A 13,430-nucleotide genomic window follows, 5' to 3' on the forward strand; every position below is an offset into this window, starting at 1 on the left:
ACGCGGGCTCGACCACGGTGGTGCGCTGGCTGCGCCCGTCGTCGTCGTACACCACGCGCATCACGCCCCAGCGGCCGTCGACCTCGAAGCGCCAGAGGTCCTCGCCCAGGTGGTTGTCGTAATCGGGGCGTTCGCCGTCGTCTTCGTCTTCTTCCTCGGGCTCGAAGTCGGCAAAGCGCTCGTCGCGCGGCGCCTCGTAGCCGTCGAAGTACGGATGCGACAGGCTGCCGAAGCCGAACTGCCAGGCCCAGGCCTCCCAGTCTGCGAAGCGCTTGATGCCCAGCGCCGCGTCGACACCCGGGTGGTTGCCGCTGTCGATGCAGCGGCGCACCTCGGCCCACAGTTCATTGCACTCGCGGCGGTTGCGTTCGATGAAGCCCTCGCCTTCCGTGTCTCCGCCCAGCCAGGACAGCTCGTCGAGGTTGGCGGAAAAGCGCGGCGCGCTGCCCTCCGGCGTGTCGTCGATCAGCTCGGCCAGGTGCAGCGCCACGGCCTCGAACTGCAGCGCGATCTGCGGCAGCGTGTGCAGCATCGGGTGCCGCTCGACAAAAGCGTGCAGCTGCCGGATGCGCGCGAGCGCGGCGTGCGCGTCGCTGGCGAGGTTGTCGGTGCCGGCATCGCCGAAGACGCGCTGGTGGTCGATGGCGTCGCCGGCCGCGCCATCGGCCAGCAGGAGCTGCCAGAGCACGGGGAAGTTGTTGTTGGCTTCGGCGATTTCGTCGGCCGATGCTTCTTCGGTGTCGGGAAGACTGTGTTCGAGATAGAGCCAGGAACGATTGCCCATGTGTGGTCGGTGCGTGTGTCGTCCATGGCGAAGGCCATGGGTGGCGCCCAGTTTAGGGGCGCCGTTTCACGCGCACGTGACCGCCGGCCGCTACGCCAGGAACTGCGTGACCTGCGTGAGCACGGCCTGCTCTTTCAGGATGCGGCGATGGCCCCAGCCCTGCGTGGGAAAGAGCCGCGCGCCGGCGATCGCATCGCGAAAGGCCTCGGCATCGGCGAAGCGGTTCACGCGGTCGTCGCGGTCATGCACGATGAGCGTCGGCTGCGCGATGCGCGGGCCCACGGCGGCGGGCTCCAGCTGCTGCATCAGGATGCCTTCGCGCGCCTCGATCAGGCGCTGCATGCCCGCGCGCGTGCGCTCGCTGAGGCCGAACACCTGCGCGAAGTAGCGCGTGTACTCGCGCGGGGACGCGGGCGGTGCCAGCAGCACCAGCCGCTGCGCCGGCAACCCGCGCCCCGCCGCATAGGCCAGCGCATTGGCCCCCAGCGAATGCGCGACCGCCGCGCGCAGCACGTGCCCGTCGGCGCCCAGCCGCGCCGCCACGTAGTCGATGGCGCGCGCGAACTGCGGCAGGTTGCTGGCCGTGCCCGCGCTGCGGCCGTGCGCCGGCATCTCCAGCAGCACGGGCCGCAGGCCTTGCGCAGCGACGGCCTGCGCCAGCGGCAGCATCTGGCCCGCGTGGCCGCCCCAGCCGTGCACCAGCAGCACGACCGGCGCCGACTCGGCGCCCGAGTCCTGCGCGGCGAGGTGGTAGATGCCGAGGTTCGCGTCCTCGAACGACCAAGCCTCGCGGCGCCAGTCGGCACCGGGCTGCTGGCCCCGGTACAGCCATTTGGGCGGCAGCGGCGTGCCAAACACGCGGTAGGCCGCGCGCACGCCGAGCGCGGGCCACAGGCGCTGCGAGGCGCCGAGGCCGAAGCGCATCGCGCGCATCAATGGACTGGCGCTGTAGTAGCCCACGGGGGCGGTGGTGTGGGTGGTGGTGGTCATGGGGAAGGCTTTCGTTCAGGGGCTCAGTACCAGACCCAGTCCTGGTTGCTGCGCGGCAGGCTGCGCAGCGTGTCCTGCACGCCGCGCACACCGAGGAGGACCGCATAAGCGGCGAGAAAGAGGGCGATGATCAGCATGGTGCTTCTCCTTTTTATCGCACGGTTGTGCGAAATTAAGGCAAACGAAGCGGCGGTGGCCGTCGTCTGCGGATGCGCCTCAGGCGCGGTAGCTGGAAAGAAGGCGCTGCCAGGTCTGGCCCGCGCGCTCGGCCGCATGCCCGTCGCGCAGGAAGCGCGCGTCGTGCAGCTGGTTCATCATGATTCCGTTGATCTCGCTCACGAGCTGGGCCGGGTCGGTGTCGGCCTGGAGCTCGCCGGTCTCGACCGCCTGCAGCACCGTGCGGCGCAGCGCGGCACGCCAGCGCGTGATCTCGTCGAAGAGCAGGTCGCGCAGCTCGCCTTCGCGGTCGTCGAACTCGAAGGCGCCGGCCACGTAGAGACAACCGTTCTGCGCTTCGACGTCGCGCGTGCGGGCGATCCAGCGCGCGACGATGTCGTTCAGGCGGGGCAGGCCCTTGGGCTTCTGCATGGCGGGCACGAACACCTCGGCCAGGAAGCCGCGGCCGTACTCCTCGATGACGGCCTTCTGCAGCGCCTCGCGCGACCCTACGCGCGAGAACACGCCGCTCTTGGACAGCCCCAGCCGGCTCGCCACGGCCTGCAGCGAGATCGCCTCCAGCCCCTCCGCCAGCGCGAGATGCATCGCCGCGCCGACGATGGCGGCACGGGTGAGTTCGCTTTTCTGGGTCTTGGCGTCCATGCGGCGGACTTTAGCACAGTCGTGCGAAATATCAACCTCCCCACGCAGAAGGGCCTCATAGATGTTTTGCTCATGTGGAACCAACAAACGCATCGTTCCCTGCATAAGCCCTTCTGCCGAGAATCGCCGGTCGGCCCCACTCGGGGTCCGGACCTCTTTTCACCTCCTGCGCGCCCGATGAACTTTCAACAACTGCGCTCGGTACGCGAGGCCGTTCGTTGCGGCTTCAACCTGACCGAGGTCGCCCACACCCTTCACACCTCGCAGCCCGGCGTGAGCCGGCAGATCCGCGAACTCGAGGAAGAACTCGGCATCGAGCTCTTCGTGCGCGCCGGCAAGCGGCTCACGGGCCTCACCGAGCCCGGCGGCCACGTGCTGCCGATCATCGAGCGCATGCTGATGGAAAGCAGCAACCTCAAGCACGCGGGCCAGGAGTTCGTGGCGCAGCAAAGCGGCCTGCTCTCGGTGGCGGCCACGCACTCGCAGGCGCGCTATGCGATGCCGGTGGCGGTGCAGGAATTTCGCGCGCAGTTCCCGAACGTGAAACTGCACCTGCACCAGGGCTCGCCCAAGCAGATCGCGCAGATGCTGCTCGACGGCGAGGCCGACGTGGGCATCGCCACCGAGGCGCTGGGCGACTACCCGCAGCTGGTCGCCCTGCCCTGCTACCGCTGGACGCACTCGGTGATCGTGCCGCCCGGCCATCCGCTGCTCGACGCGCCGCTCACGCTGGAGGCGCTCACGCAGCATCCGCTGATCACCTACGACACCGGCTTCACGGGCCGCTCGCGCATCGACGAGGCTTTTGAACAGCGCGGCCTGCAGCCCAACATCGTGCTGGCCGCGATGGACGCCGACGTCATCAAGACCTATGTGCAGCTGGGCCTGGGCGTGGGCATCGTGGCCGGCGTGGCCTACGAGGCCGAGCGCGACACACAGCTGCGCGCGCTCGATGCGGGGCGGCTGTTCGGCATCAACCTCACCAAGCTCGCGGTGCGGCGCGGCACCTACCTCCGCAAATATGTCTACGCGTTCATCGAGTCGTTTGCGCCGACATTGACGCGCGCGATTGTCGAGAAGGCCTTGGGCGACGAGGTCAAGGTGTCTCACTACGAGATTTAGCTCAAGCGCAACGAAATCGACACTTCCGGCTCCAGGGTTGAAAAGAATGCGCGCAGCTTCACACAAGCGGCGTACATTCGGGTTAATTCCTTGGCTTCCGGAACGGATCAGCAATGGCATCGACTTCGCAGCAGCAGCAACTACAGGCCACCCGGGCCGCCCAAAAGGCGGCCGATGCAGCGGAGAAGCGCGAACGCCTGAAACGTGCCCTGCCCGCCACGGTCGAGCTGCTGCAAAGCCGCCAGGCCGATCGCATCGACGATCGCGACATCGACGCCTACGTCGATCTCAACTGGCTCGAATGGCATGGCGGCGGTTTGCGCCTCACCATCACCGGGCGCAACGTGTGCGCCCAATCGGCCGCCACCGCGGTGGCCTGACAAGCCCCTCCCCCAGTTCCCCAAAGAAAAACCGCCACAGTCTCCTGTGGCGGTTTTTGCATGTGCGCGGTGCGAGCGCAGTGCGAAGGCTTACTGACCCGCGATGATCTGCGCGATGAGGCCGGTGGCAATGGCTGCGAGCACGTAGTCGCCACCCACGCCCACCCACTGGTAGCCGCGCGGCGGCTGCTGCAGGCGGTAGGCGCGCCAGTCGTTCACCACGTAGTTGCGGCCCCGGTATTCGGTCGGCACGCGGCCGCCACGGCGCCACTCGGTGTGCGGCTGCGGGAAGCCCCGGCGGTCGAACTGGCGGCCGTCGCGGAAGTCCTGGTCGCCGCGGTAGCCGGCGTGAGGGCCGCGATGCCCGCGATGGTCGTCGCGCTGGTCATAACGACCGCCGCCAGGACGGTGGTCATCGCGCTGCTCGTAGCGGCCGCCGCCCGGGCGGTGGTCGTCGCCCCGGCGATCTTGCGCCAGCACGCTGCCTGCTGCCAGGGACATTGCGAGCGCCGCAACGGCGGCAGTGGTGAAGCGCTTGGTACGGAAGATCATCTGGAACTCCTTTTGTGTGTCTGTGATGACGCCTCCATTCTGTGCAGCGCGTGTGTCTGCTTCGGGTGCGTCAGGTCACCGTCAGATGAAATCCGGTAAGCGCAGGTATCTCCACGGCGTGTTGTCCTGCACGCGCGTGACGTACTTCACGCGGGCGCGTAGCGGTTCACCACCATGCCGCAATCGTAGGCCCTCGATCCGAGCAGGCGCAGCGCATGGCCATGGCGCGTGTCGTGGAACTCCGAGCGGCCCGCGCCGACGGCCATGGGGTTCACGAAGAACTGGAACTCGTCGACCAGCCCTGCCGACGTGAGCGACGACGCAAAGCCGACACCGCCGATGCTGAGGATGTCCTGGCCCGGCTCGCGCTTGAGCGCGTTCACTTCGTCGGCCATGGCACCGCGCGCGATGTCGGTGCGTTCCCAGCGCGAGGCCTGCAGCTTGTTCGTGAGCACGACCTTGCGCGCCTCGACGATCCGCTGGGCAAAGGCGTAGTCGGGGTTCGCCGGAAAGCGCGTCGCGGCGCGGCCCCAGTGATCGAGATAGCCCTCCTCGATGATCTTGCGGCTCAGCAGGAGCGTGTCGACACCCGCAAACACGGCGTTGAAGTCACGCCTGAGCGCCGCATCCCAGCGCCACCGGTCGCCCCATCCCCACAGCTGCCAGTCGAGGTCGCCGTTGGCCGGCGACACGAACCCGTCGACCGACATCTGCATTTGCACGATGAGCTTTCGCATCGGAGTCTCCTTCAGGCCGCTTGCGCAAACCGATCTCGAAATGCAAGCAGTTTCAGTATTCTCAAACCGATGCGAAAATGCAAGCAGTTTCTAGAACCCGCGGAATCCCGATGGCCATCCAGCAGAAGTCCCTGTGCCCGATCAACCTCGCGCTCGAAGTCGTCGGCGACCGCTGGAGCCTGCTGATCGTTCGCGACCTGATGTTTGCGGACAAGCGCCACTTTCGCGAGTTCCTGCAGTCCGAGGAAGGCATCTCCTCGAACATCCTCACCGAGCGGCTGAACACGCTGGTCGAACACGGCGTGCTCAGCAAGACCGACGACCCCACGCACAAGCAGAAGGCGCTCTACAGCCTCACGCCCGTGGGCATCGACCTGTTGCCGGTGATCACGCAGCTCGGCATCTGGGGGCGCAAGCACCGACCGGTGACGGCCGAGAGCGGCGCGCCTGCGGCCGCGCTGGAAAAGGGCGGGCCGGCGCTGCAGAAGAAGATGCGGGCCGCGCTGCGCAAGGCGCACCTGGGCGGCCGCTGAGGCTGCGCCCTACCCGCCCACCGTGCTGTTCGCCGCGTCGACGCGCACGCGGCCCTGCGCCTCCAGTGCGTCCACCGGCGGCAGGTCGAGTTCGATCCACGCGCCGTGCGCGCGTGCAAGGTCGAAGGTGCCGGTCGATTGCGGCCGGTCGGTGTGCAGCACCAACGCGTAAGGGCCCTCGCCGCGCACGGCGAGGCGCTGTGCGAGCGCGTCGCCGCCCAGCTCCGCCGCCGGGGCACGGTCGCGCGGCGACGACAGCACGAGCACGCTGCTGCCCAGGGCGATCACGGCCACGCGCACCTGGCTGGCAGGCACGGCCACGGGTTCGCCGATGTGCGTGCTCGTGTCGTCGGAGACCGTGCCCAGCAAGGCGCGGTAGCGCGCCAGCGTGGCGTCGAGGTCGCGCACGGCAATGGCCAGGCTGGCCACGCCGAGCACGCCGTTGGGGTGCACGCGCGCGGCGCCCTCGGGCACGCGCAGGGCGCGCCGCGTGAGGTCGCCGCACAGGAACGGCAGGTCGGCCGATGGGGGGCGCGCGGTCTGCCAGCGCAGGTGTTCGCCGTCGGGGCGCACGCGTCCGCCGTCGAGCGGGCCTTCGAGCACGAGGCCGCGCGCTTTCGCGTCGGCCACGGTGACGGCGGTGTCGCGCGGCAGCAAGGCGAAATCGACGATGCCTTCGCCGTGCCGCTGCAGCAGCTGCCACCAGCGCTCGGCGGGCGCCGGTTCTCGCCATGCAATGAGTTCGAAGTAGCTGCCGTCGCTGAACACGACGAGCGCGTTGTGCGTGCTGCGGCCCGGATGGTCGCCGCCGCGCAGCACATGGAAGCCGAGCGCGGCGTAGTCGGCGATGGCGCGTTCGAGGTCGTGCACGGCGATCACGACGTGGTCGAGGGTCAGGGGCATGGTGAAGGTCTTCTTCGCAGCAAAAGGGTCGTCGTCAGGAGGCGGTGCGGGCGGCGCCCTCGCCGCCCAGGTAGGCATCGCGGATGCGCGCGTCGGCCAGCAGCGCGCGCGCCGGGCCCGAGAGCACGATGCGGCCCGTCTGCAGCACGTAGCCGTGGTGCGCGATCTGCAGCGCGAGGCTGGCGTTCTGCTCGACCATGAAGACCGAGACGCCCTGCGCGTTGATGCGCGCGATGAGCTCGAGCACCTTGTCGACGTACAGCGGCGACAGGCCCATGGTGGGCTCGTCCATGCACAGCAGCTGCGGCCGGCCCATGAGCGCGCGCGCCATGGCCACCATCTGCTGCTCGCCGCCCGAGAGCGTGCCGGCCAGGAAGCCCAGGCGCTGCGCCACGCGCGGGAACAGTTCGAGCATGCGTTCCAGGTCGTCGGCCACGGCCGCGCGGTCGCGGCGCGCATAGGCGCCCATGAGCAGGTTCTCGCGCACGGTCATCGCGGGGAACAGGCGGCGCGCCTCGGGCACCGACCCGATGCCCTTGCGGATGATCTGCGGCGTGCTCAGGCCGAGCGTCGATTCACCGTTGAAGCGGACCTCGCCCGAGCGCGGCTTGAGCAGCCCGAGCACGATCTTCATCGTGGTCGACTTGCCGCTGGCGTTGCCGCCGAGCAGGCTGACGATCTGGCCCTTGCGCACCTCGATGTCGAGATCGAAGTGCGCCTGCACGGGGCCGTAGAAGCTGTTGACCTTCTGGAGCTGCAGCAGGGGCGCCACCGCACTCGCCGGTGCTTGCGCGAGGGCGCGTTCAGGCAGGTCGTCGTTTCTCCCCTCTCCCCAGAGGGAGGAAGGCGACAGGCCGGTGCGCGCGACGGTGGCGATCATGCGGGCACCGCTTCTTCCTGCGCTTCGCCCACGTGGCGATGGCCGAGGTAGGCCTCGATCACCGCGGGGTCGTTGCGCACGTCGTCCGGCAGGCCTTCGGCGATCTTGCGGCCGTCGTCGAGCACGGCCACGCGGTCGGACAGCTGCATCACGAGGTCGAGCTTGTGCTCGATCAGCAGGATGGTCTGGCCGCGCGCCTTGAGGCCGCGAATGATCTCCAGCATCTCGGCCGTCTCGCTCTCGTTCATGCCGGCCGTGGGCTCGTCGAGCAGCAGCAGGCGCGGTCGCAATGCGAGGGCACGCGCGATCTCCACGCGGCGGCGGTTGGCGTACGAAAGGCTGTAGGCCGGATGGTCGGTGCGCGGCGTGAGACGTTCGCCGAAGAGCGCGATGATCTCGCGCGCCTCGTCGCGCAGCGCTTCTTCCTCGCGTCGCACGACACTCGGTTGCACCAGCGCGAGCGCCAGCTCGGCCAGCGCGCCGAGGCCCGGCACGCCGCCCACGCGCGGTTTCACGGCGCGCAGCCGCGTGTGCGCGCCGACCAGCACGTTGTCGAGCACCGAGAGGTTCGCGAACACGCGCCCGTGCTGGAAGGTGCGCGCCAGGCCGCGCTGTGCGAGCTCTTGCGCGGGCAGGCCGGTGATGTCTTGGCCGTCGAAGCGCACCTGCCCGGCATCGGGCTTGTCGAGGCCGGTGACGAGGTTGAACAGCGTGGTCTTGCCGGCACCGTTCGGGCCGATCACGCTCAGCAGTTCGCCCTCGCCCACCTGCAGGTCGACGGCGTTGACGGCCGTGAGCCCGCCGAAGCGGCGCACGAGGCCGCGGACCTCAAGCAGCGACGGCATCGGCGACCTTCGCCTTCGAGTTCACGAGCTTCACCTCGGCGCGAATGGCCTGCGGGTTGCGCAGCAGGTTGAGGATGGGGCAGTTGCGCTCCACCGCTTCGAACAGCGCGTCGATCTCATCGCGGCTGGCGGGCGAATCGATGTGCACGGTGTAGCCGATCTCGTGCGGCCAGATCGGTGTCTGCTCGTGGCCCGGCTTGCCGCCGCGCGGGTCGATGACGCCGGTCACCTCGACCTCGAGGCTCTCGAGCGGCACCTGCCGTTCGGCCGCCTGGATCAGGAAGATGTGCGTCACGCAGGTGCCGAGCACGCCCAGCTGCAGCTCGGGCGAACTCGGGCCGAGGTTGTAGCCCGCGAAATCGGGCGGGCTGTCGCTGATGACCTGGTGCTCGCGGATGCGCAGGCGGCGCACGCCGCTGCGGCCTTCGGCGCGCACGCTGGCCTTGAGCTGCGAGGGCTGTGCGGTGCCGGTCGCGACGGCGGCGTTGCGGGCCAGCACGGCGGCGCGTTTCTCGGCGAGGTAGTCGTTGAGGTGGCTCATGGTGTTTGGTGGTTCTTTCAGACGGTGCCGAGCAGGCCTTGGGGACGGAAACGGATGAGGAGCAGGAGCGCCACGCCGTAGATCAACATGCGGTACTCGGCCGTCACGCGGAACAGCTCGGGCAGGCTCACGAGCGCGACCGCACCCAGCAGTGCGCCGCTGATGTTCCCGAGCCCGCCGAGGATCACCATCGTGAGCGCGAGGATCGAGATCTGCGAGCCGAAGGTCTCGTGGTTGATGTACGAGTACATGTGCGCGGTGAAGGCGCCGCTCACGCCCGCCGCGAAGCCGCCGAAGCCGAAGGCCAGCGCCTTGTAGCGGTCGGGGCTCACGCCGTAGGCGCGCGCGGCCACCTCGTCTTCGCGCACGGCGCGGAAGGTGCGGCCCAGGTGCGAGCGCAAGAGGCGCCACTGCAGCAGGGCCAGCAGCACCAGCGCACCGAACGAGGCCCAATAGATCGCTTCGTTCGACGACGCATCGCGGCCGAACAGCGAGAGCGGCGGAATGCCCGAGACGCCGATCGGCCCGCGCGTGAGGCTTTCCCAGTTGAGGATGGTGAGCGCCACGATCTCGCCGATGCCCAGCGTGGCGATCGACACGTAGTGCCCGCGCAGCCGGAAGGCCGGGAAGATCAGCGCCGTGCCGATCAGCGAGGTGAGCACGCCCGCGACCACGATGCCCGTGCCCACGGGCAGGTGCAGGTCGAGCACCAGCAGCGACGAGGCATACGCGCCGATGGCCAGCAGCCCCGCGTGGCCCAGCGAGATCTGGCCGATGGTGCCGGCCACCAGCGTGAGGCTCAACGCGAGCGCACCGTAGAGCCACGCGTTGGTGAGCGTCTGCAGCACATAGGGCGACGGATCGAACAGCGGCAGCAGCACGGCCGCGGCGAACAGCGCGAGCAGCAGGCGCGGCGGCACGCGCCACGGCTTGCTCGGTGCGATGAAGGTGCCGGTGAGCGGCTCGGGCGGCAGCGCGCGCTGGCGGCCGAACAAGCCATTGGGCTTCCACACCAGGATGACCAGCAGCAGCGCGAAGGCAAACAGGTTGCGGTACGGCGTGCCGAGAATGGCCACGCCGTAGCTTTCGATGAGCCCCAGCAGCAGGCTGCCGACGATGGCGCCGGGCACGTTGCCCACGCCGCCGACCACCGTGGCCACCACGCCCTTGAGCGTGGCCTGGAAGCTCATCGCCGGGCTGATGTTGTTGTAGTACATGCCCACCAGCAGGCCCGAGAGCCCGCCCAGTGCGGCCGCGATGGCGAACACGGTCTGGTTCACGCGGTTCACGTCCACGCCCATCTGCTGTGCGGCGTCGCGGTCCTGCGCGGTGGCGCGCACGGCCCAGCCCAGCTTCGTGAAACGCAGGAAGCCGAACAGCACGGCCGCGCTGGTGATGCCGATGCCTGCGATCAGCAGGTCGAGCGCGCCGATGGTGCCGGTGCCGATCTGCAGGCGCCAGTCGGGCAGCTGCGTGGGCAGCGCGCGCGGGTCGGGGCTGAACACCAGCTGCACGAGGATGTCGAGCACGAAGCTGATGCCGATGGTGGCCAGCAGTGGCGCGATGCGCGCGGCGCCCTGCAGCGGCCGCAGCCCCACGCGCTCGATGAGCATGCCGAGTGCGCCCGAGCCGATCACCACCAGCGCGATAGTGATGGGCAGCGGCGTGTGCAGATAGGTGATGCTCGCCCAGCCGATGTACGCGCCCACGGTGTACACCGAGCCGTGCGCGAAGTTGATGAGGTGCGAGACGCCGAAGATCAGCGCGAGCCCGACCGCCAGCAACGCATAGATGTTGCCGATGATCAGGCCGTTGACCGTGTGGTCGAAGAAGGAGGTGAAGCTCATCTACTTGGCCGATGCCAGCGCCGCCGCCTTCTCGTCGATCTGCGCCCACTTGCCGTCCTTCACCACCAGGTTGACGCTCTTCACGCCGATCACGCGGCGCGTCTGCGCATCGAAGGTGGCCTTGCCGAAGATGACGCTGGGCACGTCCTTGATCTTGTAGAACGCGTCGCGCACGGCCTTGCGGTCGGCCTTGGGGCCGGCTTCGCGCAGCGCGGCGGCCGCATACACCACGGCGTCGTAGGCATAGGCGTTGAAGGCGTCGGGTTCCTTGCTGTACTTGGCGCGGAAGCTCTTCACGAAGGCCTGCACTTCGGTGCGCGGCTCCTCGGGAAAGAAGGCGGTGTTGGTGTGGATGCCGTTCACGGCCGCGCCGCCGAGCTCGATGAACTTGGGCGAGTAGACCGAGCCCACGGCGGCGATCGGCTGCTTCAGGCCCACGCTGCGCACCTGGCCCGCGATGAGCGCGCCGTCGGGGTAGTACGAGATGAGCACCACACCGTCGGGGTTGGCGTCGCGCACGCGCACCAGGGTCGAGCGGAAGTCCTTCTCGTCGGGCTGGTAGCCCTCGGCAATGGCGAGCTGCGCGCCGCGCTCCTGCGCGGCCTTCACGAGCACGTCCTTGCTGGTGCGGCCCCAGTCGGTGTTCAGGAAGAGCACGGCGATGCGCTTGAAGCCCAGCGTCTTCACGGCCAGGTCGGCCAGCAGCGGCTGCGCGTCGGCCTGGCTGATCGAGGGGCTCCAGATGTAGTCGCCGCCCTTGGTGAAATCGGGGTGCGAGTTGGTGAAGCCCAGCTGCACGAGGCCCGCGCGCTGGTAGATGGGCGAGGCGGCCATCGAGGCGGGGCTGGAGAAGTCGCCCAGCTCGATGAGCACGCGCTTGTCGTTCACGAGCTTCTGCGCGATGGCGACGGACTGGCGCGGGTCGCTCTGGCTGTCCTCGAAGTTGTAGGCCAGCGGCCGGCCGTGGATGCCGCCCTGCGCGTTGATGTGCTCCAGCGCAAGGTCGAAGCCGGCCTTCCACTGCGCGCCGTACTGCGCGTTCTGTCCGGTGAGTGGACCGCTCACGCCGAACCACACGGGCTCGCCGCTGGCGGGCGCGGCCCAGGCCGCGAGCGGCGCGGTGAGCAAGACGGCGGACAGTGCGAACGCATGGCGCAGGAAACGATGGCGGGTGAACAGCGGCGGCAGCATGGCGTCGGACCTCGGTGGCAGTGAAGGGATGTGCAGGGCCGCGATTCTTCGCCGCTGTCCTCGTGCCGGGAAGGAACGAAAACGGAGAGGCTTATGCGCTTTCCGAGCAAGCGAAGGGGCAAGCGCCAACGGCCGCGCGGCCTCGTTTAAGCTGCGCGCCACATGAAGCGACGCCACCTCCTCCAGATGCTCGCCGGCGTGCCGGCCACCGCCCTGCTGCTCTCCGCGTGCGGCAAACGAAAGGCCTCAGCCAACGCGTTGAAGCCCGATGCCCGCGTGCTGGCGCTGGGCGACAGCCTGACCTTCGGCTACGGTGCGTCGCCCGAGACGGCGTGGCCCGCGAAGCTGGGCGAGCTCACGGGCTGGCAGGTCGAGAACGCGGGCGTCAACGGCGACACCTCGGCAGGTGCGCTGGAACGCCTGCCCGCGCTGCTGTCCGCCGGCAGCTACGACGCGATCCTGATCGGCATCGGCGGCAACGACATGCTGCGCGGCGTGTCGCCCGCCAGCACGCGCGAGAACCTTGCGGCATTGATCGAGCAGGCGCGCGCGCACACGTCGCATGTGGCGGTGCTGGCCACGCCGGCGCCCGATGCGATGCGCGCGGTGGTCGGCTCGCTCAGCGACGCGCCGTTCTACGAAGAGGTGGTGGGCAAGTCGGGGCAGGCGTTGCTGGTCGCGGGTGTGTATTCAAGCGTGCTGTCGGATGCGGCCTTGCGCTCGGACCGCATCCATGCGAACGCGAAAGGCTACGCCAAGGTGGCGGAGCAATTGGCCGAGCAGCTCAAGGCTGCGGGCTGGCGCTGAGGTTTGTTGCGCTGTTGGAGCGCATCGGTGCGCCTGCTGTGGCACTGCGCACCGGCAGGCTCTCGAGCACGCCGAACAGCAGTTCCATCGCGGTGAAACCGAGGATGATCAGGCTGGCGCCCTGCGTCACGGCGTAGATCTGCCAGGTGGCGAACAGGAAGCGCGCCACGGCGTCGTAGCGGCCATAGCGCAGGCGCGGATCGCGGATGCGCAGCACGGCCCAGACGGTGACCACCGAGCCGAGCAGGTTGGCCATCAGCATGTGCACGGGGTCGAAGGCCGGAAAGCTGCCCGGCAGCTGCAGCGTCTGGATGGTCCACAGCAGCAGGGTGTGCACGGCGGCGAAGGTCCACGGCGTGGCGAAGCCGATGGTCACCACGAGGTCGTACCAGGCGCTGGCGCGGACGATGCGTTGGTAGGTGGGAAGCGCGATCATGAAGAAGAGCCCTGCGGGAGTGAAGAAGCCCCGGAAGCTAAAGCCTCGGGTACGCTCCAGGGT

Annotated in this window: 15 protein-coding genes and 1 pseudogene; 4 read left to right on the forward strand and 12 right to left on the reverse strand. The window is 68.9% G+C overall.

Annotated features, from left to right (window positions below):
* From VBO01S_RS10430 to VBO01S_RS10440, 3 genes and pseudogenes are all read right to left on the reverse strand, one after another.
* Nucleotides 1-784, reverse strand: a pseudogene (locus VBO01S_RS10430) (WG repeat-containing protein); the annotation flags it as partial.
* Nucleotides 785-874: 90 nt separating this feature from the next.
* On the reverse strand, nucleotides 875-1,774 hold the full coding sequence (locus tag VBO01S_RS10435) for an alpha/beta fold hydrolase (RefSeq protein ID WP_062473722.1): 900 nt from the start codon (nucleotides 1,772-1,774) through the stop codon (nucleotides 875-877).
* Nucleotides 1,775-1,990: 216 nt separating this feature from the next.
* The gene (locus tag VBO01S_RS10440; protein WP_062473724.1) at nucleotides 1,991-2,593 is read right to left on the reverse strand and encodes a TetR/AcrR family transcriptional regulator; all 603 of its coding nucleotides are present in this window, start codon (nucleotides 2,591-2,593) and stop codon (nucleotides 1,991-1,993) included.
* A gap of 177 nt (nucleotides 2,594-2,770) precedes the next feature.
* Here VBO01S_RS10440 and VBO01S_RS10445 point away from each other — a divergent pair, with 177 nt between their 5' ends.
* On the forward strand, nucleotides 2,771-3,715 hold the full coding sequence (locus tag VBO01S_RS10445) for a CysB family HTH-type transcriptional regulator (RefSeq protein WP_062473726.1): 945 nt from the start codon (nucleotides 2,771-2,773) through the stop codon (nucleotides 3,713-3,715).
* A 113-nt stretch (nucleotides 3,716-3,828) separates the two neighbouring features.
* Nucleotides 3,829-4,095: a hypothetical protein gene (locus tag VBO01S_RS10450; RefSeq protein WP_062473728.1), complete on the forward strand. Its 267-nt coding sequence runs from the start codon at nucleotides 3,829-3,831 to the stop codon at nucleotides 4,093-4,095.
* A gap of 90 nt (nucleotides 4,096-4,185) precedes the next feature.
* Here the strand turns inward: VBO01S_RS10450 and VBO01S_RS10455 are convergent, their stop codons facing one another.
* The gene (locus VBO01S_RS10455; protein ID WP_062473730.1) at nucleotides 4,186-4,647 is read right to left on the reverse strand and encodes an RcnB family protein; all 462 of its coding nucleotides are present in this window, start codon (nucleotides 4,645-4,647) and stop codon (nucleotides 4,186-4,188) included.
* A gap of 146 nt (nucleotides 4,648-4,793) precedes the next feature.
* Nucleotides 4,794-5,384: a dihydrofolate reductase family protein gene (locus tag VBO01S_RS10460; protein WP_062473731.1), complete on the reverse strand. Its 591-nt coding sequence runs from the start codon at nucleotides 5,382-5,384 to the stop codon at nucleotides 4,794-4,796.
* A 110-nt stretch (nucleotides 5,385-5,494) separates the two neighbouring features.
* On the opposite strand from VBO01S_RS10460, the gene VBO01S_RS10465 reads away from it, so the two are divergent.
* Entirely contained in the window at nucleotides 5,495-5,917 is a 423-nt protein-coding gene (locus VBO01S_RS10465; RefSeq protein ID WP_062473733.1) for a winged helix-turn-helix transcriptional regulator, read from the forward strand.
* 9 nt (nucleotides 5,918-5,926) lie between these two features.
* Here the strand turns inward: VBO01S_RS10465 and VBO01S_RS10470 are convergent, their stop codons facing one another.
* Genes VBO01S_RS10470 through VBO01S_RS10495 form a run of 6 tightly spaced genes read right to left on the reverse strand, consistent with a single transcriptional unit; the run spans nucleotide 5,927 to nucleotide 12,124 of the window.
* Nucleotides 5,927-6,820: a VOC family protein gene (locus VBO01S_RS10470; RefSeq protein ID WP_062473736.1), complete on the reverse strand. Its 894-nt coding sequence runs from the start codon at nucleotides 6,818-6,820 to the stop codon at nucleotides 5,927-5,929.
* A gap of 34 nt (nucleotides 6,821-6,854) precedes the next feature.
* Nucleotides 6,855-7,700: an ABC transporter ATP-binding protein gene (locus tag VBO01S_RS10475; protein WP_082818083.1), complete on the reverse strand. Its 846-nt coding sequence runs from the start codon at nucleotides 7,698-7,700 to the stop codon at nucleotides 6,855-6,857.
* On the reverse strand, nucleotides 7,697-8,545 hold the full coding sequence (locus VBO01S_RS10480; RefSeq protein ID WP_062473738.1) for an ABC transporter ATP-binding protein: 849 nt from the start codon (nucleotides 8,543-8,545) through the stop codon (nucleotides 7,697-7,699). Before VBO01S_RS10480 ends, VBO01S_RS10475 begins: the two co-directional genes overlap by 4 nt.
* A complete protein-coding gene (locus tag VBO01S_RS10485) occupies nucleotides 8,529-9,086 on the reverse strand; it encodes an OsmC family protein (protein WP_062473740.1) in 558 nt (185 codons plus the stop codon). Before VBO01S_RS10485 ends, VBO01S_RS10480 begins: the two co-directional genes overlap by 17 nt.
* 17 nt (nucleotides 9,087-9,103) lie before the next feature.
* Nucleotides 9,104-10,933, reverse strand: a complete 1,830-nt coding sequence (locus VBO01S_RS10490; RefSeq protein WP_062473743.1) for an ABC transporter permease — start codon at nucleotides 10,931-10,933, stop codon at nucleotides 9,104-9,106.
* Nucleotides 10,934-12,124, reverse strand: a complete 1,191-nt coding sequence (locus VBO01S_RS10495) for an ABC transporter substrate-binding protein (protein WP_062473745.1) — start codon at nucleotides 12,122-12,124, stop codon at nucleotides 10,934-10,936.
* A gap of 162 nt (nucleotides 12,125-12,286) precedes the next feature.
* Here VBO01S_RS10495 and VBO01S_RS10500 point away from each other — a divergent pair, with 162 nt between their 5' ends.
* The gene (locus VBO01S_RS10500; RefSeq protein ID WP_062473746.1) at nucleotides 12,287-12,931 is read left to right on the forward strand and encodes a GDSL-type esterase/lipase family protein; all 645 of its coding nucleotides are present in this window, start codon (nucleotides 12,287-12,289) and stop codon (nucleotides 12,929-12,931) included.
* On the opposite strand, the gene VBO01S_RS10505 is transcribed toward VBO01S_RS10500, so the two are convergent.
* Nucleotides 12,909-13,367 (reverse strand): hypothetical protein, encoded by a 459-nt coding sequence (locus tag VBO01S_RS10505; RefSeq protein ID WP_062473747.1) that lies wholly within the window; start codon nucleotides 13,365-13,367, stop codon nucleotides 12,909-12,911. The two genes, VBO01S_RS10500 and VBO01S_RS10505, sit on opposite strands and share 23 nt — an antisense overlap.
* Between the last annotated feature and the right edge of the window lie 63 nt (nucleotides 13,368-13,430).

Source organism: Variovorax boronicumulans NBRC 103145, from assembly GCF_001591345.1.
Lineage (GTDB): Bacteria > Pseudomonadota > Gammaproteobacteria > Burkholderiales > Burkholderiaceae_C > Variovorax > Variovorax boronicumulans.